This window comes from Roseicyclus marinus, from assembly GCF_036322625.1.
Lineage (GTDB): Bacteria > Pseudomonadota > Alphaproteobacteria > Rhodobacterales > Rhodobacteraceae > Roseicyclus > Roseicyclus marinus_A.
In genome coordinates this window covers 397277-417579 of record NZ_AP027266.1, presented here as the reverse complement: position 1 = coordinate 417579, position 20303 = coordinate 397277, and the positions used below count along the sequence as shown (strand labels likewise).

At 67.1% G+C, this 20303-nt stretch carries 19 protein-coding genes; 3 read left to right on the top strand and 16 right to left on the bottom strand.

Annotation, left to right across the window (positions count from 1 at the left end; all coding sequences use genetic code 11):
- From AABA51_RS01995 to AABA51_RS01920, 16 genes are all read right to left on the bottom strand, one after another.
- The gene (locus tag AABA51_RS01995) at window positions 1–504 is read right to left on the bottom strand and encodes a helix-turn-helix transcriptional regulator (protein ID WP_338273902.1); all 504 of its coding nucleotides are present in this window, start codon (window positions 502–504) and stop codon (window positions 1–3) included.
- 24 nt (window positions 505–528) lie between these two features.
- The gene (locus tag AABA51_RS01990) at window positions 529–936 is read right to left on the bottom strand and encodes a hypothetical protein (protein WP_338273900.1); all 408 of its coding nucleotides are present in this window, start codon (window positions 934–936) and stop codon (window positions 529–531) included.
- 84 nt (window positions 937–1020) lie between these two features.
- Complete coding sequence (locus tag AABA51_RS01985; protein ID WP_338273899.1) at window positions 1021–1494, bottom strand: PepSY domain-containing protein; 474 nt, start codon at window positions 1492–1494, stop codon at window positions 1021–1023.
- A gap of 162 nt (window positions 1495–1656) precedes the next feature.
- A complete protein-coding gene (gene trpB, locus AABA51_RS01980) occupies window positions 1657–2886 on the bottom strand; it encodes a tryptophan synthase subunit beta (RefSeq protein WP_338273897.1) in 1230 nt (409 codons plus the stop codon).
- A 125-nt stretch (window positions 2887–3011) separates the two neighbouring features.
- The gene (locus AABA51_RS01975; RefSeq protein WP_338273895.1) at window positions 3012–3272 is read right to left on the bottom strand and encodes an N-(5'-phosphoribosyl)anthranilate isomerase; all 261 of its coding nucleotides are present in this window, start codon (window positions 3270–3272) and stop codon (window positions 3012–3014) included.
- A 45-nt stretch (window positions 3273–3317) separates the two neighbouring features.
- Window positions 3318–3962: a phosphoribosylanthranilate isomerase gene (locus AABA51_RS01970; protein ID WP_338273892.1), complete on the bottom strand. Its 645-nt coding sequence runs from the start codon at window positions 3960–3962 to the stop codon at window positions 3318–3320.
- Window positions 3963–3966: 4 nt separating this feature from the next.
- Complete coding sequence (locus AABA51_RS01965; RefSeq protein ID WP_338273890.1) at window positions 3967–4338, bottom strand: LapA family protein; 372 nt, start codon at window positions 4336–4338, stop codon at window positions 3967–3969.
- A gap of 22 nt (window positions 4339–4360) precedes the next feature.
- Window positions 4361–4645: an integration host factor subunit beta gene (ihfB, locus tag AABA51_RS01960; RefSeq protein ID WP_277824541.1), complete on the bottom strand. Its 285-nt coding sequence runs from the start codon at window positions 4643–4645 to the stop codon at window positions 4361–4363.
- A gap of 209 nt (window positions 4646–4854) precedes the next feature.
- Complete coding sequence (locus AABA51_RS01955) at window positions 4855–6510, bottom strand: hydantoinase B/oxoprolinase family protein (protein WP_338273886.1); 1656 nt, start codon at window positions 6508–6510, stop codon at window positions 4855–4857.
- A complete protein-coding gene (locus tag AABA51_RS01950; RefSeq protein ID WP_338273884.1) occupies window positions 6507–8591 on the bottom strand; it encodes a hydantoinase/oxoprolinase family protein in 2085 nt (694 codons plus the stop codon). The genes AABA51_RS01955 and AABA51_RS01950 overlap by 4 nt, the downstream gene beginning before the upstream one ends.
- A gap of 1 nt (window position 8592) precedes the next feature.
- On the bottom strand, window positions 8593–9873 hold the full coding sequence (locus AABA51_RS01945) for an NAD(P)/FAD-dependent oxidoreductase (protein WP_338273882.1): 1281 nt from the start codon (window positions 9871–9873) through the stop codon (window positions 8593–8595).
- Window positions 9874–9928: 55 nt separating this feature from the next.
- Window positions 9929–10867 (bottom strand): hypothetical protein, encoded by a 939-nt coding sequence (locus tag AABA51_RS01940; protein WP_338273880.1) that lies wholly within the window; start codon window positions 10865–10867, stop codon window positions 9929–9931.
- Window positions 10864–11394, bottom strand: a complete 531-nt coding sequence (locus AABA51_RS01935) for a winged helix DNA-binding protein (protein WP_338273878.1) — start codon at window positions 11392–11394, stop codon at window positions 10864–10866. Before AABA51_RS01935 ends, AABA51_RS01940 begins: the two co-directional genes overlap by 4 nt.
- The gene (locus tag AABA51_RS01930) at window positions 11391–12695 is read right to left on the bottom strand and encodes a TRAP transporter large permease (RefSeq protein WP_338273876.1); all 1305 of its coding nucleotides are present in this window, start codon (window positions 12693–12695) and stop codon (window positions 11391–11393) included. The genes AABA51_RS01935 and AABA51_RS01930 overlap by 4 nt, the downstream gene beginning before the upstream one ends.
- A gap of 1 nt (window position 12696) precedes the next feature.
- Complete coding sequence (locus tag AABA51_RS01925; RefSeq protein ID WP_338273874.1) at window positions 12697–13257, bottom strand: TRAP transporter small permease; 561 nt, start codon at window positions 13255–13257, stop codon at window positions 12697–12699.
- Window positions 13258–13358: 101 nt separating this feature from the next.
- A complete protein-coding gene (locus tag AABA51_RS01920; RefSeq protein WP_338273872.1) occupies window positions 13359–14339 on the bottom strand; it encodes a TRAP transporter substrate-binding protein in 981 nt (326 codons plus the stop codon).
- A 202-nt stretch (window positions 14340–14541) separates the two neighbouring features.
- On the opposite strand from AABA51_RS01920, the gene AABA51_RS01915 reads away from it, so the two are divergent.
- The 3 genes from AABA51_RS01915 to AABA51_RS01905 all read left to right on the top strand — a co-directional run bounded on the left by AABA51_RS01915 (window position 14542) and on the right by AABA51_RS01905 (window position 20270).
- Window positions 14542–18159 carry a hydantoinase B/oxoprolinase family protein gene (locus AABA51_RS01915; RefSeq protein WP_338273870.1) on the top strand — a complete coding sequence of 1206 codons (3618 nt, stop codon included), beginning with the start codon at window positions 14542–14544 and terminating at the stop codon, window positions 18157–18159.
- A gap of 66 nt (window positions 18160–18225) precedes the next feature.
- On the top strand, window positions 18226–19086 hold the full coding sequence (locus AABA51_RS01910; protein ID WP_338273868.1) for an isocitrate lyase/PEP mutase family protein: 861 nt from the start codon (window positions 18226–18228) through the stop codon (window positions 19084–19086).
- 11 nt (window positions 19087–19097) lie between these two features.
- Entirely contained in the window at window positions 19098–20270 is a 1173-nt protein-coding gene (locus AABA51_RS01905) for a 2-methylaconitate cis-trans isomerase PrpF family protein (protein ID WP_338273866.1), read from the top strand.
- The last annotated feature ends 33 nt before the right edge of the window (window positions 20271–20303 follow it).

Here is a 20303-nt window from a genome sequence, read left to right as displayed (position 1 = left end):
TCAGGCCGCAGCCACCGGGACTGCCTGGCCCATCAGATCCTCGACGAACAGGCTCAACAACTGGGGGCGGCCGCTGACACCGGCCTTTCTGTAGATGGCATTGGTCTGCGCCTTGACCGTGCCTTCGCTGGTCTGGCGCAGGCTGGCGATCTCGGCGATCGACAACCCCTTGAGTGCGAACAGCGCCACATCGCGTTCGGCGGGCGTCAGGCCCCATTCCTCGAAACGCTCTTCCACAAGATCCATGAAAGCCCCCGAGGCCGCGCGCAACGCCCGTTCCGCCGCGCGCGTGCGCTGACGGGATGCGCGCAGCATCAGCGCCGCCACCGTGATCCCCAGGACAAGACCGATGGCGGCCCCGACCTCCATCAGCTCGCGGTAGCGCCAAGGCACCGGATCGACCGGGATGCGCAGCAACGACAACAGGATGTCCGACACGAAAAAGACCGCGCAGACCACCTGCAGCACCAGGAGCGCCCCGAAAAGTCCGGGACGGTTCAGCATGCCGCGGCCCGCACAGGCCGCCCGTCAGTCATCGTCGCCGTCATCGTCCCCGCCGCCATCGTCACCATCGTCGTCATCGCCGCCATCATCGTCGTCGCCATCATCATCGTCGTCATCGTCGTCAACGTCGTCGTCAACGTCGTCGTCATAATCCCCGATATCGGGAATGTTCGATCCACCCGATCCACGGTCGACGAAATCGCGCAAGATGGCGCCGTTCCTCGGGTCGATGACCAGTTCCCGGCTCAGATCGCCCCTGCGGGCCATGATCCGCACCCGGCCGAGAAAGGTTTCCCGCACCTCGACCACGGTGAACCCCTGCCGCTCCAGCTGCCGCACGACGCTGCGCGCGACACGGTCTGCCTGGGCCAGGGCCGGGCTTGCCGCAAAAGCGGCAATACCTGACAGCAAAAGGCGGCGGCGTGTGAGCATTTGGATCGGGAACCCCTCGCTGTATCGCCCGCCGAACGAAGCCGACGGGCGTGTTGAAGTCAAATCGCCAAAGCGGCGGGACGGTCAGTCGTCGTCACCGTCATCATCGCTGCCGCTGTCGTCGTCGCCGTCATCGTCGTCGCCGCCCCGATCATCGGAATCGTCATCATCATCATCATCGTCGTCATCGTAGCCATCGTCATCATCGTCGTAGCTATCGTCATCATCGTCTTCATCGTCATCGAGCGTGAAGTCGCGATCCTCGCGGTTGAATTCGACGCCCGAGCGCCGCATGTCCTCGGCATCCGCAGGGTCAAGCTCGGTATACAGGATCGCGCCCGTGGCGGCATCGTAGACGACTTCGAGCGTCTGGTTGCCCTGCGTGGCTTCCACCTTGATCTGCGTCGGGCCTTGGTAGACCTCGACGTAGGTGGCCCCCCGGGTCTGGTATTCGGTCACGAGAGCGTCAACGTCGACGACGTTCTGGCTTTGGGCCCATGCGGCACCGCCGAGGACGAGGCCGGCGGCGCTCGTGGTCAGGAAAAGGCGTTTCATCATGTCAGGTCTCCTTTGAGGCTGCGCGGCCGGCATGAGGTGCCGACCGTCCCAGCCACAGGAGCGTGACAGGCCGCCTGAGACCATTGGTTAGGGGTTTATCTTGGGGGCCGTAAACCCACGATCCACCGGCATAAACCGAAGTGATAGAGGCCGGTGGACGGTTCAGGCCCCCGTCATGTCCCAACCCAGCGCACGGGCGACGGTAAAGATGTCCTTGTCGCCCCGGCCGCACATGTTCATCACGATCAGGTGGTCGCGCGGCAGGTCGGGCGCGATCTTGGCGACATGGGCCAATGCGTGGCTCGGCTCCAGCGCGGGGATGATTCCCTCGGTCTCGCAGGACAGCTGGAACGCCTCCAGCGCCTCGGTATCCGTGATCGAGACATATTGCGCCCGGCCGATATCATGCAGCCACGCATGTTCCGGGCCGATGCCGGGATAGTCGAGACCGGCCGAAATCGAATGCCCCTCGAGGATCTGACCATCCTCGTCCTGCAACAGGTAGGTGCGGTTGCCATGCAGCACGCCGGGCCGACCGCCGGTCAGGCTGGCGCAATGCTCCATCTTTTCGTTCACGCCCTTGCCACCGGCTTCGACGCCGATGATCGCGACCTCCTTGTCGTCGAGGAAGGGGTAGAACAGGCCCATCGCATTCGACCCGCCGCCGATGGCCGCGATGATCGTATCGGGCAGGCGGCCTTCGGCCTCCATCATCTGGTCACGGGTTTCCTTGCCGATAATCGACTGGAAATCGCGCACCATCGCCGGATAGGGATGCGGGCCCGCCACCGTCCCGATGCAATAGAAGGTGTCGCGCACATTAGTGACCCAATCGCGCAGCGCGTCGTTCATCGCATCCTTGAGCGTGCCGCGCCCGGAGGTGACGGGAACGACCTCGGCCCCCAGAAGCTTCATCCGGAACACGTTGGGCGCCTGGCGCTGCACGTCATGCGCGCCCATGTAGACCACGCATTTCAGCCCGAACTTGGCGCAGACCGTGGCGGTCGCGACCCCGTGCTGGCCAGCCCCCGTTTCGGCGATGATGCGCGTCTTGCCCATGCGGCGGGCAAGGATGATCTGGCCCAGCACGTTGTTGATCTTGTGCGCGCCGGTGTGGTTCAGCTCGTCGCGCTTGAAGTAGATCTTGGCCCCGCCCAGACGCTCGGTCAGACGCTCGGCGAAATAGAGCGGGCTGGGGCGGCCGACATAATGCTTCCAGAGATAATCCATCTCGTCCCAGAAGCTCTGGTCGGTCTTGGCATGTTCGTATTGCGCCTCGAGCTCGAGGATGAGCGGCATCAGGGTTTCGGAGACGAAACGCCCGCCGAAATCGCCGAACCGGCCCTTTTCGTCCGGACCGGTCATGAAGCTGTTCAGGATATCTTCGGGCATGGGCCTGTCTCCCTTGGGTCGCTCCGAGGCGTAGCGCGGCCTGTCCGGGGGGGCAAGGGCAAGGCGTTTCGAAACGCCTTGCTCCCGCGATTTCGAAATCGCGGGAAAGCCCGCGAAAGCGGGCTTCACGGACGGGCGTTCGAACGCCCGTCCACCGCCCGGACCCGGCGGATCGGCATCAGGTTGCAGAAGATCACGAAATGCCGGTTGTTCTGCACCACCTGGAACCCGCGCCGCTCGGCCTCCGCCAGAAAGGCATCGCGCCCCACAAGCCGCTCGATATCGCGGATCTGTCGCTTGACCACGCCGCCACTGCGCGCCTCGGCCGAGGACAGGACCTGTTCCAGCCAGACCTCGGGGGTCAGATGTTCGGGCAACATGCTCATGCCGACAGGCTGCCCGCCCAAGGTGAACGAAGGGTTAACGCCGCCTCACCCCGTGGCCAATGCCCTTGCAAATTCCGCCATCCGCCCGGCATCCTTGATCCCCGGCGCGCTTTCCACACCGGATGAGACATCGACCTGCCGTGCCCCGGTCAGGCGCACGGCTTCGGCCACGTTGTCCGGCGTCAGCCCACCGGCCAGCATCCACGGCCTGGTCCAGTATTTCCGCCCCGCCAACAGCCGCCAGTCGAAAGACAGGCCGTTGCCGCCGGGCAGATCCGCCCCCTCGGGCGGCTTGGCATCGATCAGGAGCTGGTCGGCGACCTCCGAATAGGCATCGATCTGGTCCAGATCGCGGGCCGTGGCGATCCCCAGCGCCTTCATCACCGGCAGACCGTAGCGGGCGCGCACATGGGCGACACGCTCGGGGCTTTCGTGACCATGAAGCTGCAGCATGTCGAGCGGCACCTCTGCGATCAGCGCATCGAGGGCCGCGTCATCGGCATCGACGGTCAAGGCGACCTTGGCAATGCCCGGCGGCACCTCGAGCGCAAGGGCGCGCGCAGCCTCCTGCGTCACATGACGCGGCGATTTCGGGAAAAACACGAAGCCCACATAGCGTGCCCCGGCCTCCGCTGCTGCATGGATATCCTGCGGCCGGGTCAGGCCGCAGAACTTGACGGCTGTCTGCATCGGATCAGCGGGCCGAACCGGACCGGCCATCGACAAGGGCGAGGATCTCGTCCTGGCTGCCCTGCGCGGGGCCCTTCAGCGTCGTCACCTCGCGCTCGAGCGCGCGGGCGGTCTGCTTGTGGGTCTTGGCCTCGACCCGGTAGCGGTGTTCGCGCAGCCACTCCCACACGAACCCGACCAGAACGCCGATGGTCACCGACCCCAGCACGACAAGGAACAAGGGCAGCTCGACCGCGTACTGGATCCCGAACCAGCCCGCCAGATCCGGCGGGATCACCTCCAGCGTCACGCTCTCGCGGTTGGCCATCGCCATCAGCACAAGCGCCAGCGCGACGGTGACGAGAAAGAGGTATTTCAGGTATCGCAGAATGATCATGTCGAGCTTTCCTCGGGGTCGGTCACGCGTCGCCGTTCAACCGATCGCGTAGCAGCTTGCCGGCCTTGAAGAAAGGCACGTGCTTTTCCTCGACCGCGACGCTTTCGCCCGTGCGCGGGTTGCGGCCGGTGCGGGCATCGCGCTGCTTGACCGAAAACGCCCCGAAGCCGCGCAACTCCACCCGGTTGCCGCTGGCCATCGCCTCGATGATCTCTTCGAAGATCGCGTTCACGATCCTTTCGACGTCACGTTGGTAGAGATGCGGGTTTTCGTCCGACAGCTTCTGGATCAGCTCGGAGCGTATCATCGTGGCGTCCCTCCCAGGTGACAGCGCAGGCATTTGGTCGCCACTATAGGCACATTCTTTTTGGATGAATACAGCCAAGCCACGGGAAATGGGGCGGTTTCATGCCTCGGGTCGCGGGCTTGGGGCGGAAATTCCGGCCTCGGACCGCGCCGCCGGGGCTCTCCCGGTCTTGGAACGGGCATGGCCCCGGATGATTCGCGCGATCCCGCTCACGGATCGGACGGGTCGGTGCCGTAATTGCGCGCGGCACTCGCGGCATCGATCAGCCCGGCGTCCAGATCTTCCGCGACGGCCCGGCGGTCCCGCCCCGCCGGATCGCCGTAACCACCCCCACCCGGCAGGGACAGGCGCAGACGTGCCCCCGCCGGAATGGCCTGCCGCCCCTTGGACCGCAGCGGCGTGCCATCGGCAAGCTCGACCCGACCGGGCGCACCCGGCAGCCCGCCCTCGCGGCCCCGCGCGGGATGATCCACCCGGTCGAACATGGCGTTGAACCAAAGCGCATAGCCCTCGCGCGCGCCGATCTCGATCACCTGGCCCAGTCCGCCGCGCCGCGCCCCCGCGCCACCGGAATTGGGCCGCAGATCCTTGCGCCAGACGATGATCGGCCCGACATGTTCAGTCGCCTCCACGCTCATCGTGGACACGCCCGATGGAAAGGCCGTCGCCGACAGCCCGTCCAATGTGGGCCGCGCCCCCGTCCCGCCCGAGTTGAACATCAGGATTTCCGCAGGCGGCAAGCCGCTGTCCGGGTCGACGGGCCGCGCCGAGATCTGGATGTTCCACAAGGCCGAGGCGCCTTCGGCGGGCACGGTTCCCGGCATCGCCAGATGCAACGCGCCCAGCACCACATCGGGCACCAGGTGGCCCAGAACATGGCGCACCGACACGGGCGCGGGACGGCGTGCGGCAAGGATCGACCCTTCCGGCGCGGAAATGACAAAGGGCGCAAGACTGCCCGCATTGTTCGGCACTTCGGGCGCGATGGCGCATTTCAGCGCGTAGCAGGCATAGGCGCGGGTATAGACCTCGGGCACGTTCACGCCGAAACTGCTCATCCCGCTTGTGCCGGTGAAATCCGCCGTCAGGTGGTCGCCCTGCGCCTCCAGCGTCACGGCCATCTCGATCGGGGCCTCGAACCCGTCGACTGTCATCGCGTTGCGATAGGTTCCGGCCGGAACGCGCGCGATCGCCGCCTCGGTCGCCCGCCGACTTGCGGTCAGGATGAACTCGGACAATCCGTCCAGATCGTCGATGCCGAATTCGTCGAGCATCGCCTGCAGCCGCCGGTCCCCCGCCGCGTTGCAGGCCGCCAGCGAATGGAGATCGCCGACCGTCTGATCGGGCGTGCGGACATTGGCGCGCACGATGCGGATCAGCATGTCGTTGACCACGCCCCGTTCCGCGAATTTCGAGATCGGGATCAGCAGCCCCTCCTCGTAGACCTCGCGCCCATCGGGGCCGAAACCGCGCCCGCCGATATCGACCACATGGGCGGTGGAGGCGAAAAAGCCGACCAGGCACCCGCGCCGGAACACCGGCGTGACCACCGTGATGTCATGCAGATGACCCGTGCCCATCCACGGGTCATTGGTCAGGTAGACATCGCCGTCAAAGATATTCTCCACCCCGATGCCCGCGATGAAATGGCCGACGCTTTCGGCCATGGCATTCACATGGCCCGGCGTGCCGGTGACGGCCTGTGCCATCATCCGCCCCTGCCGGTCGAACAATCCCGCCGACAGATCGCCCGCCTCCCTGACCGAGGTGGAAAAGGCGGTGCGGATCAGTGTCGTTGCCTGTTCCTCGACCACCGCGATCAGGCGGTTCCACATGATCTGGAAATCGATGCTGTCAGGCGTCATGCCGCCTCCTCCTTGCGGATCAGCAAAAGGCACCCATCCGCCTGCCCGATGGCCCGAAAGGCCGAGGTGACGATGGTCGAAGTCTCGTCCTCGATGATGATCGCGGGGCCCTCGACCGTCGCGCCGGGGATCATGTCGGCGCGCGCGATTTCCGTGGCCTCGACCTCCTGCCTCAGCCGCGCGTCAAAGAAACGGCGGGGCCGACGCCCTGCGGCGGGCCTGCCGTCGATGAGACGCGCGACCGGCGCCGGATCTGGCGCGCGCGTGGCGACCGTCAGCGACCAATTGGTGATCTCGGGCATCAGCCCGTCGATGATCCGACCGAACAGGCCGCGATAGGCCTCCTCGAAGGCCGCGATCAGCCCCGGCACATCGCCTTGCCCGAACCGATCCTGCGCCAGCGGCACGGGAATTTCCCAACCCTGCCCCCGGTAGCGCATGAACGCGGTCAGCCGCGTCACGGTTTCCGCCCCTGCCGCCCCCGCCTCGACAAAGGCGCGGGCCTCACCCTCCATCGCGGCAAGCGTCGCATTGACCAGGTCGGCATCGAACCCGTCGAGCGGCTGGAACAGCCCGCGCGTCGCCTCGAAACTGATCGGCGCGCGCAGGAAGCCGATGGCCGATCCGACCCCGGCACCGGGCGGGATCAATAGCGCCTTGAGCCCCAGTTTCTCGCACAAACGGCAGGCATGCAGCGGCGCGCCCCCGCCAAAGGCGACCATGGTAAAGGCTTCGATGTCGCGCCCGTTTTCCACCGCATGGACGCGGGCCGCATTGGCCATGTTCTCGTCCACCATCTCGGTCACGCCAAAGGCCGCGTCCTGCACATCCATCGCCTGCCGGTCAGCCACGTCCGCCATCGCCCCTTGGGCCAGCTTGGCCGACAGCGGGATCGCGCCGCCCGCGAAAGCTTCCGGATCGAGCCGCCCGAGGATCAGGTTGGCATCGGTCACCGTGGGCTCGGACCCGCCGCGCTGGTAGCAGGCGGGGCCGGGTTCGGACCCGGCAGACCTTGGGCCGACCTGTATCCGACCCATCGCATCGACCGTGGCGATGGACCCGCCGCCTGCCCCGATCTCGACCATCTCGACCACCGGGGTGGACACGATCATCCCCGAGCCTTTCTTGAACCGATAGGTGCGGGCGATCTCGAAGGAATTCGCCGTCTTGGGCGTCGCCTGTTCCACAAGGCAGATCTTGGCCGTGGTGCCGCCCATGTCGAAACTCAGGACCCGGTCGATCCCATGCGCCCGCGCATATCCGGCCGCAAAGATCGCGCCCCCCGCAGGCCCCGATTCCAGCAAACGCACCGGCTGTTCGGCCGCCGTCTCGACCGAGATCAAGCCGCCCCCCGAATGCATCAGGAAGACAGGCGCGCCGATGCCCGCCGCGCGCAGCTGCTCCACCAGCCGCCCGAGGTAGGCCGAGACCTGCGGCTGCACATAGGCATTGGCGATGACCGTGTTGAACCGGGGCAATTCCCGCAATTGCGGCGAGATGACGGACGAGATCGACACCGAGAGCCCCGGCGCGACCTCGGCCAGCGCCTCTTGCATCATCTTTTCATGGGCATCGTTGGCATAGGCATGGATCAGGCCAATGGCGACCGCCTCGTAGCCTTCGGCCAGGATCCGCGCGGCCAAGGCGCGCGCCTCGGTCCTGTCGAGGGGCAACAGAACCTCGCCCTTGGGCCCGATGCGTTCGGACAGCGTGAAGCGATCCTTGCGCGGCACCAGGGGCGCGGGCAGCGTCAGGTTCAGGTCATATTGCTCGAAGCGGTTCTCGGACCGCATCTCGATCACGTCGCGGAACCCTTCTGTGGTGACAAAGGCCATCCGCGCGCCCCGCCGTTCGATCAGCGCATTGGTGACCAGCGTGGTGCCGTGGATCACCTGCGTAATCTCGCCCGGGTCGATGCCTGCCTGGTGGGCGGCCGACAGGATCGCGGACAGGATCGCGCGCTCGGGCTGGGCGTAATCGGTCAGCACCTTGCCGGTGACCAGACCCCGCCCGGTATCGAGCGCGACATCGGTAAAGGTGCCGCCGATATCGACGCCGACCCGTCTGGGGGGCATGCTCATGTCACAGTCCCTTGAGGAATTGATTGGCGACAAAGGACAGGTCATAGACCCGCCGCATCAAGGGCGCGGTTGCCACCGCCGCCGGGTCGGTGACCGGCAGCGGCAGATCGGCCGGGTCCATCCCCGTCAACAGATCCGCCATCGCCTGACCGAAGATCGTGCCGGTGATGATGCCCCGCCCGTTGTAGCCGATGGGGGTGTAAAGCCCTTCGTCGAGCACATGGATGCGCGGCAGATGGTCGGGGGTCATCGCGATCTGGCCGTGCCAGGCCTCTTCGAACTCTACCGGGCCAAGACCGGGATAAAGCCGCTTCAGCGTCCGCTCGGCCCAGCGCCGCGACAGCCCCCGCTCGCGGCTGCCGATCACCCGCCCCATCGACCCGATGATCAGCCGCCCCCGCGCATCCCGCCGGATCGAGGTCATGACCGGCGCCGTGTCCCAGACCCCCTGCCGCCCCGGCAGGATATGGTCCGCCTCGGGCCCAAGGGGCACGGTGGCGAACTGGAAATAATGGATCGTGGTAAAGGTCGCGTTCAGCCCCGGCCAAAGCCTGTCGGTATAGGCATTCGTCCCCAGCACGACGGCCCGCGCCCGGACCGGGCCGTGATCCGTCTCGACCCGCCAACCGCCGCCCGCCTGCTTGTGCAACCCCGTCACCCGCACGCCGGTGGACAGGCCCGCCCCCGCCGCCCTTGCCGCCCGCGCCAGACCCCGGACATAGCCCATCGGGTTCACCGTCCCCGCCCGGTGATCGAGCAACCCGCCGACATAGCGATCGGTGCCCAGCGCCTCTGCCGTCTGCGCCGCGTCCAGCATCTCGACCGGCTCGCCCATGGCAACCCATTCACGCCAGCGCCCCTCCAGATCCCGCAGGCCTGCGGCGGCATGGGCGGCATGGATCGTGCCCGCCCGCGTCGCCTCGCAACGGATCTGGTGCCGTTCGATCAGGTCGAACACCATCGCGGGCCCATCCGCGAACCGGCGCAGGAACCGCGGCCCGTAATCGGGCCCAAGCGCCGCGCGCACCTGCGCGGGCGGCATCCAGACGCCGGCATTGACCAGGCCGACATTGCGCCCCGATCCGCCATGACCGATCTCATTGGCCTCGATCACATGCGCCGACAGCCCCGCCTGCGCGGCATGCAGCGCGGTGGACAGGCCCGTGTAGCCGCCCCCCACGATGGCCAGATCGACGCTTTCGGGCAAATCCGCCGGATCGGGCCGCACCTCTTCGGAGGTCGCATCCCAGAGCGAGATCTTTTCCTGCCCCAGCCTGTCCATGCCCCGCCCCCGAAATCTGCCCTGCCGCCCTTGATGACGGGGCGGCAAGTCGCTGTCAATTTGCCCCGAACCCTGCACCGCCGCCCCGCCGCTTCAGCGCGATCAGGCGCGGCAGGATCAGGGGCGTCAGATACATCGGCACCTGGAAACAGCCGATCATCAGCAACAGCTCATCGCTCACCGCCGCAGGCAGAACACCCAGGAACAGCGCGACATTGCGATTGCCCGCGATCACCGCGAGCGCCGGCAGATCGGGGCCATCGCGCAACATCCAGACCGCCAGCGCCTGCAACCCGAACCCGATGGCGCAAACCAGCGCCATGGCCAGCCAGAAGCTTTCGGGATCCTCCCTGAGCGTCCGGCCCACGGCACTCATGATGCCGATGACGACCACCGCCAACAACACCGCCGCGATGGCATCGATCCGGACAAAGGTGCGGGGGCTCGCCTGCACCCATCCCCGCGACCGCAGCCACAGCGCCACCCCACCCGCCAGCGCGATGATGACCAAAAGCCGCCCCACCGCCCCGATCACCTCGGAAGCAGTGCCAAAGGCCGGGACCAGCGCGAAAACCGGCACCACCGTCGCAGGCAACAGCGCCGTGCCGATCACCGTCTGGCGCAGCGCGGGCGCAGGGGCCCCCCCCGCCATCACCGCGAAATGCGCAGCCCCGGTCAGGGGCGCGGCCGACAGGAACAGAACCGCCCCGAGCGCAAGGCTGCTCTCCAGCACACCCGCCGCAGCCAGGGGCAGGGCTATGGCCAGGGGCAGGGCCAATTGCAGGACCAGCGCGCGCAATCCCGCGCGCATCAGCCCCGCGCGCCCGATCCGCAAGCCTTCGGGCCCGATCCGCAGCACGGCCAGGAACAGCAAGATCACGACCACCGGGCCGATGATGGGGCGCAGCGCCTCGGCCAGCGTGGGCGAGATCAGCCCGATCGCCAGCCCCCCCGGCAGCATCCAGCGCCCGCTCCGCGCGAGCCAGGAGGTCACAGCGCCGCCGCACCCCGCGCGGCCTGATCGTAGCTGCCCGACAGCGCGCGCAGGAGCGCGGCCACCCGGCTCATATCCTCGGGATCATGGCCCAACTGGCGCGCCGCCCGCACCAAAAGCGCCTCCCGCACCTCCTTGTAGCGGGCGCATAACGTCGCCCCCGCCTCGGTGATCGCCACGGTCTTTTCCTTGCCCTTGCGCCCGGCCTTCAAAAGCTGCGCCTGCGTCAGCTTCTTGATCGCGTAATTGGCCAGATGCGTATCCTCGATGTTCAGGATCAGGCAGACCTCGGCCAGCGTCTTGGGCCGCCCGCGATGATGGACCAGGTGCAGGATCAACACCTCGAGCGGCGACATCGTCGGCCCGCCCGCCGCCGTCATGCAGCGCACCATCCAGCGCTGATAGGCGTGGTTGGCCATGGTCAGCGCAAACTCGACCTCCGACAGCGCGGGCAAGGCGCTGTCGGCCAGATGCGCCGAGGATACGACAGGCCCGATATCGGGCAGGGATGGGCGGCGGTCGGTCATCGTGCGGACATGGTCGAGGGCAGCCAAAGCGCGATCTGCGGAAACAGCGTCAGGATCACGGTAGCCGCAACCAGCAGGAAGAAGAAGGGCGCGGCATAGCGCGCGATGGTGAAAATCCCCTTGCCGGTGATGGATTGCAGCACGAACAGGTTGAACCCCACGGGCGGCGTGATCTGGCTCATCTCGACGACGAGGACGAGGAAAACACCGAACCAGATCGGGTCGATGCCCGCGGCCAGAACCATCGGCAAGATGACCGAAACGGTCAGCACAACGATGGAAATCCCATCGAGGAAAAAGCCCAGCACGATGAAGAACACCAACAGCGCCGCCAGCAACGCATATTGCGAAAAGCCCTGGTCCCCGATCCATGCCGCAAGGCTGCGCGGAATGCCGGTATAGCCCATCGCCCCGGTCAGAAAGGCCGCGCCGACAAGGATGAAGGCGATCATGCAGGTCGTGACCGCTGCGCCCCGCAGGCTGTCCCACGCGCCCTTGCGATCCAGCCCCCCCGACAGGCCCGAGATGGCGAGCGCGCCCACCACGCCCACGACCGCCGCCTCCGTGGGAGAGGCAAGGCCGCCGTAGATCGAGCCGATCACGGCCACGATCAACCCGACCGTCGGCAACAACAGCGCCGCCGCCCGGATCTTTTCCCGCCAGGGTGCCGGCGGTTCGGGCGGGGGCATCAGGTGGCGGTTCCGCCAGGCCCAGAACATCGTGTAACCGCCGAACATCGCGGCCAGCATCAGCCCCGGCAGGACGCCCGCCAGGAACAGACGCGCGATGGATTGCTCGGTCGCGGCCCCGTAGACGATCAGGATGATCGAGGGCGGGATCAGAAAGCCAAAGGTGCCCGACCCCGCCAGCGTGCCGATGGCCATCTTGTCGTCATAGCCGCGCGCCTTGAGTTCGGGCAGCGACATCCGCCCCACCGTGGCCGTGGTCGCCGCAGACGAGCCGGACACGGCCGCAAACAGCGCGCAGCCCATGATGTTGACATGCAACAGCCCCCCCGGCAGCCGCCGGGTAAAGGGCGCAAGCCCCGTGAACAGGTCGGATGACAGCCGTGACCGGAACAGGATCTCGCCCATCCAGATGAACATGGGCAGTGCCGTCAGGTCCCAGATATTGAGCGCGGCCCAGGCCTTGGTCCCGAAAACGGCGCCCACCGGCGCGGGCGTGGCCAGCGTCATGGCGACCAACCCGACCGCGATCAGCGAAAAGCCGACCCACAGGCCCAGCGCCAGACAGACGAACAGAACCGCGACAAGGATGAGCGACAGGGTGAACAGATCCATCTCAATGCCCTCCGTCGTCGATGCTGCGCGCCGCTTCGGCCTCGCGGAAGGCGGGCGTGGCCCCGCGCAGCGCCGCGACCAGCTCATCGGCCAGCGCGACCGCGAACAGGATCAATCCCAGCGTCATCACCCCTTGCGGGATCCACAAGGGCACCCGCACCATCCCGAAAGAGACCGAGTTGAAGGCCCAGCTGTCCTGCGCCTGCACCCCGCTGTGCCATGCGGCGAATGCGGCCAGCCCCAGCCCCGCGGCCAGGACGATGATCGTGACCGCCCGTGCCGCCGCCCCGGGCAGCGCCTGCGCCAGCATCGTCACCCGCACATGCCCCGCCGCCCTCAGCGTCGCGGGCAGCGCCAGAAAGGCGGCACCGACGAACAGGAACCCGCCGATCTCGGCCAGCGACGGCACCTGGAAGCCGACAACCTCCCGCCCCATGGCCAACAGGAACCGGTCAAGGATACGGCCCCCGATCTGCGCAAAGACCAGGACGGCGATGGTCACCAATGCCCCGGCCGAAGCCACCAGCGCGGAAGTATAGATGAGATCGAGCATACGACGCATTGCGGCCGCCTCCCTGTCGGATGTGCCAGGCATGTTGCGCGAAACCGGGCCAGGCCCGAGGGAAAGGGGGCCGGGCATCTCCGCCCGGCCCCGTTCGATGATTACTGTGCCGCCTCGTAGGCCGCGACGATGGCCGCACCCTCGTCACCGGCGCGCGCCAGCCATTCCTCGGTCATCTGCGCCCCTGCCGCAGCCAGTGCCGCCGACAGCGCCTCGGAGGGCTGGACGACGGTCATGCCGTTGCTTTCCAGCGTGGCGATCTGGGTCGCGGTCTCGGCCTCCGACATCGCCCAACCGCGCGCTTCCGCCTCGGCGGCAGCCGCAAGCAGACCGGCGCGCTGATCCTCGGGCAGCGCGTTCAGCGCCTCGGTGTTCACGAAGATCACGTTCTTGGGCAGCCATGCGTTCACATCGACATAGACGCTCGTGAAATCCCACGCCTGCGACGACACGCCGGTCGAGGGCGAAGTCATCATCGCCGCGACCCGGCCCGTCGCGAAAGCCGTCGGGATATCCCCCGCCTCGACCTGCGTCGGCACCATGCCAAGGATATTGGCCAGCTGCTCGGTCGCGGTGTTGTAGGCGCGGAAGGTCACGCCCTGAAGCGCGGCGGGGTCCGTCACCTCCTCGGTCAGGTAAAGCGACTGGCCCGGCCACGGCACGGCGTAAAGCAGCGTCAGACCCTGCTCGGCCAACAGCGCCTCGACGGCAGGGCGCGATGCGGCCCAGAGCGCGCGGGCATCGGCATAGCTGTCGGCCAGGAAGGGGATCGAATCCGCCTCGAACAGCGGGTTCTCGTTGGCCAGACGCGACAAGAGGATCTCCCCGATGGGCGCAAGCCCCCGGCGCACGGCGTCCTTGATCTCGGGATGGCCGAACAGCGAGCCTGCGGAATGGACGGTGATGTCCAGCTGGCCGCCCGTCGCCTCGCGCACGTCATCGGCGAATTCCATGATGTTCATCGTGTGGAACACCGTGTCGCCATAGGGCGTCGGCATGTCCCATGCAGTCTGTGCCGCGGCGGGCAGGGTCAGGGCAGTCAGCGCGCTGGCCAGCGCGATCGAGCGGAAGGAATAGGTCATCAGGCATCTCCCATGGCTGTTGGACCGGCGCGATCCTGCGCCGGGATCTCGTGGTTCAGGGCTCTTCGTGACCCTGCGTAAGGAGGAGGTTGACCACTGATCGACAATTTGTCAACAAAATGTCATCGGAATGCGAGGGCGCACCAGGCACCCTTCCCGGATCGCCCGAAAAACGGGCGGCACGAACAGCGGAGAGATCACGATGACACATGCGCCCGAGCCTTGGGATTTCTGGATCGACCGTGGCGGCACCTTCACCGACGTGGTGAGCCGCGCCCCCGACGGCACGCTGACGCCGCTCAAGCTGCTCTCCGAGAATCCCGAAAGCTATGCCGATGCCGCCATCGAAGGCATCCGGCGTCTCCTGGGCGGCACCATCGAGCCTGCGCGCATCGGCACGGTCAAGATGGGCACGACAGTCGCCACAAACGCCCTGCTGGAACGCAAGGGCGACCGGACCATCCTCTTGATCACCAAGGGATTTCGTGACGCGCTCCGCATCGCCTACCAGGCCCGCCCCGATATCTTCGCCAAGGAGATCATCCTTCCCGAACAGCTCTACGAACAGGTGATCGAGGTCGAGGAACGGCTTCGCGCCGATGGCACCATCGAATTGGCGCTCGACACCACGACCCTCCATGCCCCCCTGGCCGAGGCCAAGGCCAAGGGCATCGACGCGGTTGCCATCGTCCTGATGCACGCCTGGAAAAACCCCGCGCACGAGGCGGCACTGGCCGAACTGGTGCGGGGCCTGGGCTTTGCGCAAGTGTCGGTCAGCCACGAGGTCTCGCCGCTGGTGAAACTGGTGGGACGCGGCGACACGACCGTGGTCGATGCCTATCTCTCCCCGATTCTCCGCCGCTACGTCGCGCGGGTGGCCGATGCGCTGGGGGCCACGCCCGCAGGCCAACCGGGCCCGACGCTGCAATTCATGATGTCCTCGGGGGGCATGACGGCGGCCGAGAAATTCCAGGGCAAGGATGCGATTCTCTCCGGTCCCGCGGGCGGTGTCGTCGGCATGGTGGAAACGGCGGCCGATGCGGGCTTTGACCGGGTCATCGGCTTCGACATGGGCGGCACCTCCACCGATGTGGCGCATTTCGCGGGCGATTACGAACGCGCCTTCGACACCGAGGTGGCGGGCGTGCGCATCCGCGCGCCGATGATGCGCATCCACACGGTTGCGGCGGGCGGCGGGTCGATCCTGCATGCCGAACCGGGGCGCTTCCGGGTCGGTCCCGATTCGGCGGGGGCCAATCCCGGCCCCGCCTGCTACCGGCGCGGCGGTCCCCTGACCGTGACCGATGCCAACGTGATGCTGGGCAAATTGCGCCCCGAGTTTTTCCCCCGCGTCTTCGGCCCCGATCAGGATGCGGCGCTGGACGCCGATGTGGTCCGCGCGCGGTTCGAAGCCATCGCCGCCGACGAGGGGAAAACCCCCGAGGAGGTGGCCGAGGGGTTCCTCACCATCGCGATCGAGAACATGGCAAATGCCATCAAGAAGATCAGCGTCCAGCGCGGCTATGACGTGACCAGGTACCTCCTCAATGCTTTCGGCGGCGCGGCGGGGCAGCACGCCTGCCTTGTCGCCGATTCTTTGGGGATGGAATCGGTCCTGATCCATCCGCTTTCGGGCCTCTTGTCGGCCTATGGCATCGGGCGCGCGACCGTTTCGGCCAGCCGCCAACAGGCGCTTGTCGAGACGCTCGCCCCCGAAACCCTGCCCGCCATCGACCGGCTTGCAAGCGATCTGGGCGCGGCCGTATCCGCCGACCTGTCCGAACAAGGCGTCGACCCGGCTGCTGCAACGGCCGTCACCCGCCTGCACCTGCGCTATGCAGGCACCGACACCGCCCTGCCCGTGGTCTGGACCAGCAATGCTGCTGCCGCCCGCGCGGAATTCGAAGCGGCCCACAAGGCGCAATTCGGCTTCGTCAGCCCCGACAAGCCCGTGACCGTCGAAGCCGTCGAGGTCGAGATGACCGAGGCCGCCAGCGCCCGGACCAGCGAAACCACCGCCGCGACCGCGACACGCGATGCGACAAGCGACCGCCACGTCCCGATCTTTAGCGGTGGCAAGATGGTCGAGGCCGCCGTGTTCCCACGCGCGGCGCTGTCCCCCGGCGACCGGCTGCGCGGCCCCGCGCTCATCATCGAACCCAACCAGACCGTGGTCGTCGAACCCGGCTGGACCGCCGAACTGACCGCCCGCGACGATATCGTGATGCGCCGCCACGAACGCATGGCCCGCACGCAGGCCGCTGGCACGACCGAGGCCGATCCGATCCTGCTCGAAGTGTTCAACAACCTCTTCATGAACATCGCCGAACAGATGGGCGTGGCGCTCCAGAACACCGCCCATTCGGTGAACATCAAGGAACGGCTCGATTTCTCCTGCGCGGTTTTCGATGCCTCGGGCGCGCTTGTCGCCAATGCACCGCATATGCCCGTGCATCTGGGCTCGATGGACCGCAGCGTCGAAACCGTGATCCGGCTCAATGCAGGCAACATCCGCCCCGGCGATGTCTTTGCGCTGAACGCCCCCTACAATGGCGGCACCCATCTTCCCGACATCACGGTCGTCTCGCCCGTCTTCGACGATGCGGGCGACACGATCCTCTTCTGGGTCGCCTCCCGTGGCCACCACGCCGATGTCGGCGGCACCGCCCCCGGCTCCATGACGCCGCTGGCCAAGACCGTGGACGAGGAAGGCGTGCTGTTCGACAATTTCATCCTCGTCGAACAAGGCTCCTTCCGCGAAGCGGCGCTGCGACATCTCCTGACCGATCACCCCTACCCGGCCCGCAACCCCGACCAGAACATCGCCGATCTCAAGGCGCAGATCGCCGCCAATGAACGCGGCGCCGCCGAACTGCGCCGCATGGTCGCCGAATTCGGCCTCCCCACGGTTCAGGCCTATATGGGCCATGTGCAGGACAACGCGGCAGAAGAGGTCGCGCGCCTGATCGGCGGGCTTCAGGATTGCTCCTACGACTACCCCACCGACACGGGCCAGGTGATCCGGGTCAAGATCACCGTCGACCGCGACGCGCGACAGGCGACCGTCGATTTCACCGGCACCAGCCCCGCGATGGAAAACAACTTCAACGCGCCCGAACCCGTGACACGCGCCGCCGTCCTCTATTGCTTCCGCGTCATGGTCGAGGCACCCATCCCCATGAACGCAGGCTGCCTGCGCCCCATCCGCATCATCATCCCCGAAGGCTCGATGCTGAAACCCGCCTATCCCCGCGCGGTCGTGGCGGGCAACGTGGAAACCAGCCAGCATGTGACCAACGCCATCTTCGGCGCGCTCGGGGCCATCGCCAACAGCCAGGGCACGATGAACAACCTGACCTTCGGCAATGACACCCACCAATATTACGAAACCATCTGCTCCGGCTCTCCCGCCGGCGTCATGAAATCCGGGCGCGGCTTTCCCGGCACGTCGGGCGTGCATGTCCACATGACCAACTCGCGCCTCACCGACCCCGAAGTGCTCGAGATGCGCTTTCCCGTCCTCCTCGAACATTTCGCCCTGCGTCCCGGATCGGGCGGTCAGGGCCAATGCCCCGCTGGCGACGGGACCGAACGGCGCATCCGCTTTCTGGAACGGATGGATTGCGCGATCCTCTCCTCGCACCGCAGCCTGCCGCCGCGCGGCATCGCGGGCGGCGGCGACGGGCAACTCGGCCAGACCTTCGTCCGGCGCAACGACGGCACGACCGAAACGCTGCCCGCCTGCGCCCAGACCGTCCTGGACCCGGGCGAGGCCGTCACCGTCATCACCCCCACCGCAGGCGGCTGGGGCAAGGCCTGAGCCCCCTTGCGGCCTCCCGGGCGCGACGGCACTCTCGCGCCCGAGAGGCTGGGGGAGGATGGCGTCTTGAAACCTTCGACACGATTGCGCCAGCTGATGGGGCAGGGCGGGCCGGTCGTCGCACCGGGCGGCTATGACGGCATCTCGGCGCGCATGATCGAACGCGCGGGTTTCCCGGCGGTCTATGCCAGCGGCGGGGCCATCGCGCGCGCGACCGGCCTTCCCGATCTGGGCCTCCTGAGCCTGGCCGAGGTCACCGACCGCCTCATCCCCATCGTCGATGCCGTCACCATCCCCGTGATCGCCGATGCCGACACCGGCTATGGCAATGCGCTCAACGCCCAGCACATGGTCCGCGCCTTCGAACGGGCGGGCGTCGCGGGCTTTCATGTAGAAGATCAGCATTTCCCCAAGCGCTGCGGCCATTACGACGACAAATCCATCGTCCCCACGCGCGAAATGACCCAGAAACTCCGCGCCATCCGCGATGCCGCCACCGACCCCGACCTGGTCGTGATCGCCCGCACCGACGGTCTCGCCGTCGAAGGGTTCGAGGCCACGATCGACCGCGCCCATGCCTATATGGAAGCAGGCGCCGACGTGATCTTCGTCGAGGCCCCGACAAGCATCGACCAGATCGAACAGATCGCCGAACGCCTCCCCTATCCCAAGCTCATCAACATGTTCGCAGGCGGCAAGACGCCGCTTGTCCCCACCGACCGGCTGGGCGCGCTTGGCTATGCCATCGTCATCATCCCCAGCGACCTGCAACGCGCAGCCCTCTGGGCGATGGAACAGACGCTTCATGCGATCCGCCGCGACGGCGACAGCCACGCCCTTCAGGACCGCATGGTCAGCTTCGCCGAGCGCGAGGCGATCATCGGCACCGCCGATTGGCTCGCCCGCGACAAGACCTATTCGGCATGACGGGGATCAAGATGACCAACCAACTCCGCATTCCTTGCGTCTTCATGCGCGGCGGCACCAGCAAGGCGCTCGTCTTTCACGGCCGCGACCTGCCCTCCGACATCGAGGAACGCCACCGGATCTTCCTGTCCGCCATGGGCAGCCCCGATCCCGGCAAGCGCCAGCTCGACGGGATGGGCGGCGGCCTGTCGTCCCTGTCCAAGATCTGCGTCATCGACCCGCCCAGCCGCCCCGATGCCGATGTCGATTACACCTTCGTCCAGATCCCGGTGACCGATGGCCCGCCCGATTACAGCTCCAACTGCGGAAACATGTCCTCCGCCATCGGCCCCTTCGCGGTGGAAGAAGGCTTGGTGCACCCCCCGGACGGGGAGGCCGTGGTGCGCATCCACAACACCAACACGGGCAAGATCATCGAAAGCCGCTTCGCGGTGCAGGATGGCCTGCCCATGGTCACGGGCGATTTCGTCAATCCCGGGGTCGCGGGCAAAGGCGCGCGCATCCGGCTCGATTTCGTCGATCCGGCGGGGGCGGCGACCGGGCGGCTCCTGCCGACCGGCAATCCAAGCGACCTGATCGACGTTCCGGGCCTGCCCGCCCCCATCGCGGTCTCGCTGATCGACGCGACCAACCCCGTGGTCTTCCTCCGCGCCGAGGCGCTTGGCCTGACCGGCTACGAAACCCCCGAAGAGATCGAAGGCACCCCCGGCCTCATGGACAGGCTCGAGGCGATCCGCTGCGCGGGCAGCATGGCGATGGGCCTGACCCCGACGATGGACGCCGCCCATGCCCGCGCCGGCAGCCCCAAGATCGGCATGGTGGCACCCCCCCGCGCCTATCGCAGCACGGCGGGCGAAACCCTGTCCGCCACGGATTTCGACATCGCGATCCGCATGATTTCCATGGGGCAGGCCCACCGCGCGGTCACCCTCACCGGCTCGATGTGCACCGCTGTCGCAGCCGCCCTCCCCGGCACCTGTGTCGCCGATCTGGCCAACCCACCGCAGGACGGTATCCTGCGCCTCGGCCATGCCTCGGGCGTGATGCCCGCCATGGCCCGCGTCACGCGCACCGACGACGGATGGCATGTCGCCCATGCGACCGTCTTCCGCACCGCCCGCCGCCTGATGGAAGGGCATGTGACCGTCCCGCCACGACCAAGGGCAGATCACGCGGGGCAATGACAGGACATCAGGCACCCGAAAGGGCGGCTGCCG

Bases quoted from the DNA above. Each gene is read 5' to 3' on its own strand.
- AABA51_RS01990 (WP_338273900.1), bottom strand. From the start codon at position 936: ATGCTCACACGCCGCCGCCTTTTGCTGTCAGGTATTGCCGCTTTTGCG.
- AABA51_RS01915 (WP_338273870.1), top strand. From the start codon at position 14,542: ATGACACATGCGCCCGAGCCTTGGGATTTCTGGATCGACCGTGGCGGC.
- AABA51_RS01950 (WP_338273884.1), bottom strand. From the start codon at position 8,591: ATGAGCATGCCCCCCAGACGGGTCGGCGTCGATATCGGCGGCACCTTT.
- AABA51_RS01925 (WP_338273874.1), bottom strand. From the start codon at position 13,257: ATGCGTCGTATGCTCGATCTCATCTATACTTCCGCGCTGGTGGCTTCG.
- AABA51_RS01975 (WP_338273895.1), bottom strand. From the start codon at position 3,272: ATGAGCATGTTGCCCGAACATCTGACCCCCGAGGTCTGGCTGGAACAG.
- AABA51_RS01930 (WP_338273876.1), bottom strand. From the start codon at position 12,695: ATGGATCTGTTCACCCTGTCGCTCATCCTTGTCGCGGTTCTGTTCGTC.
- AABA51_RS01985 (WP_338273899.1), bottom strand. From the start codon at position 1,494: ATGATGAAACGCCTTTTCCTGACCACGAGCGCCGCCGGCCTCGTCCTC.
- AABA51_RS01965 (WP_338273890.1), bottom strand. From the start codon at position 4,338: ATGATCATTCTGCGATACCTGAAATACCTCTTTCTCGTCACCGTCGCG.
- ihfB (WP_277824541.1), bottom strand. From the start codon at position 4,645: ATGATACGCTCCGAGCTGATCCAGAAGCTGTCGGACGAAAACCCGCAT.
- AABA51_RS01920 (WP_338273872.1), bottom strand. From the start codon at position 14,339: ATGACCTATTCCTTCCGCTCGATCGCGCTGGCCAGCGCGCTGACTGCC.
- AABA51_RS01905 (WP_338273866.1), top strand. From the start codon at position 19,098: ATGACCAACCAACTCCGCATTCCTTGCGTCTTCATGCGCGGCGGCACC.
- trpB (WP_338273897.1), bottom strand. From the start codon at position 2,886: ATGCCCGAAGATATCCTGAACAGCTTCATGACCGGTCCGGACGAAAAG.
- AABA51_RS01995 (WP_338273902.1), bottom strand. From the start codon at position 504: ATGCTGAACCGTCCCGGACTTTTCGGGGCGCTCCTGGTGCTGCAGGTG.
- AABA51_RS01935 (WP_338273878.1), bottom strand. From the start codon at position 11,394: ATGACCGACCGCCGCCCATCCCTGCCCGATATCGGGCCTGTCGTATCC.
- AABA51_RS01970 (WP_338273892.1), bottom strand. From the start codon at position 3,962: ATGCAGACAGCCGTCAAGTTCTGCGGCCTGACCCGGCCGCAGGATATC.
- AABA51_RS01955 (WP_338273886.1), bottom strand. From the start codon at position 6,510: ATGACGCCTGACAGCATCGATTTCCAGATCATGTGGAACCGCCTGATC.
- AABA51_RS01945 (WP_338273882.1), bottom strand. From the start codon at position 9,873: ATGGACAGGCTGGGGCAGGAAAAGATCTCGCTCTGGGATGCGACCTCC.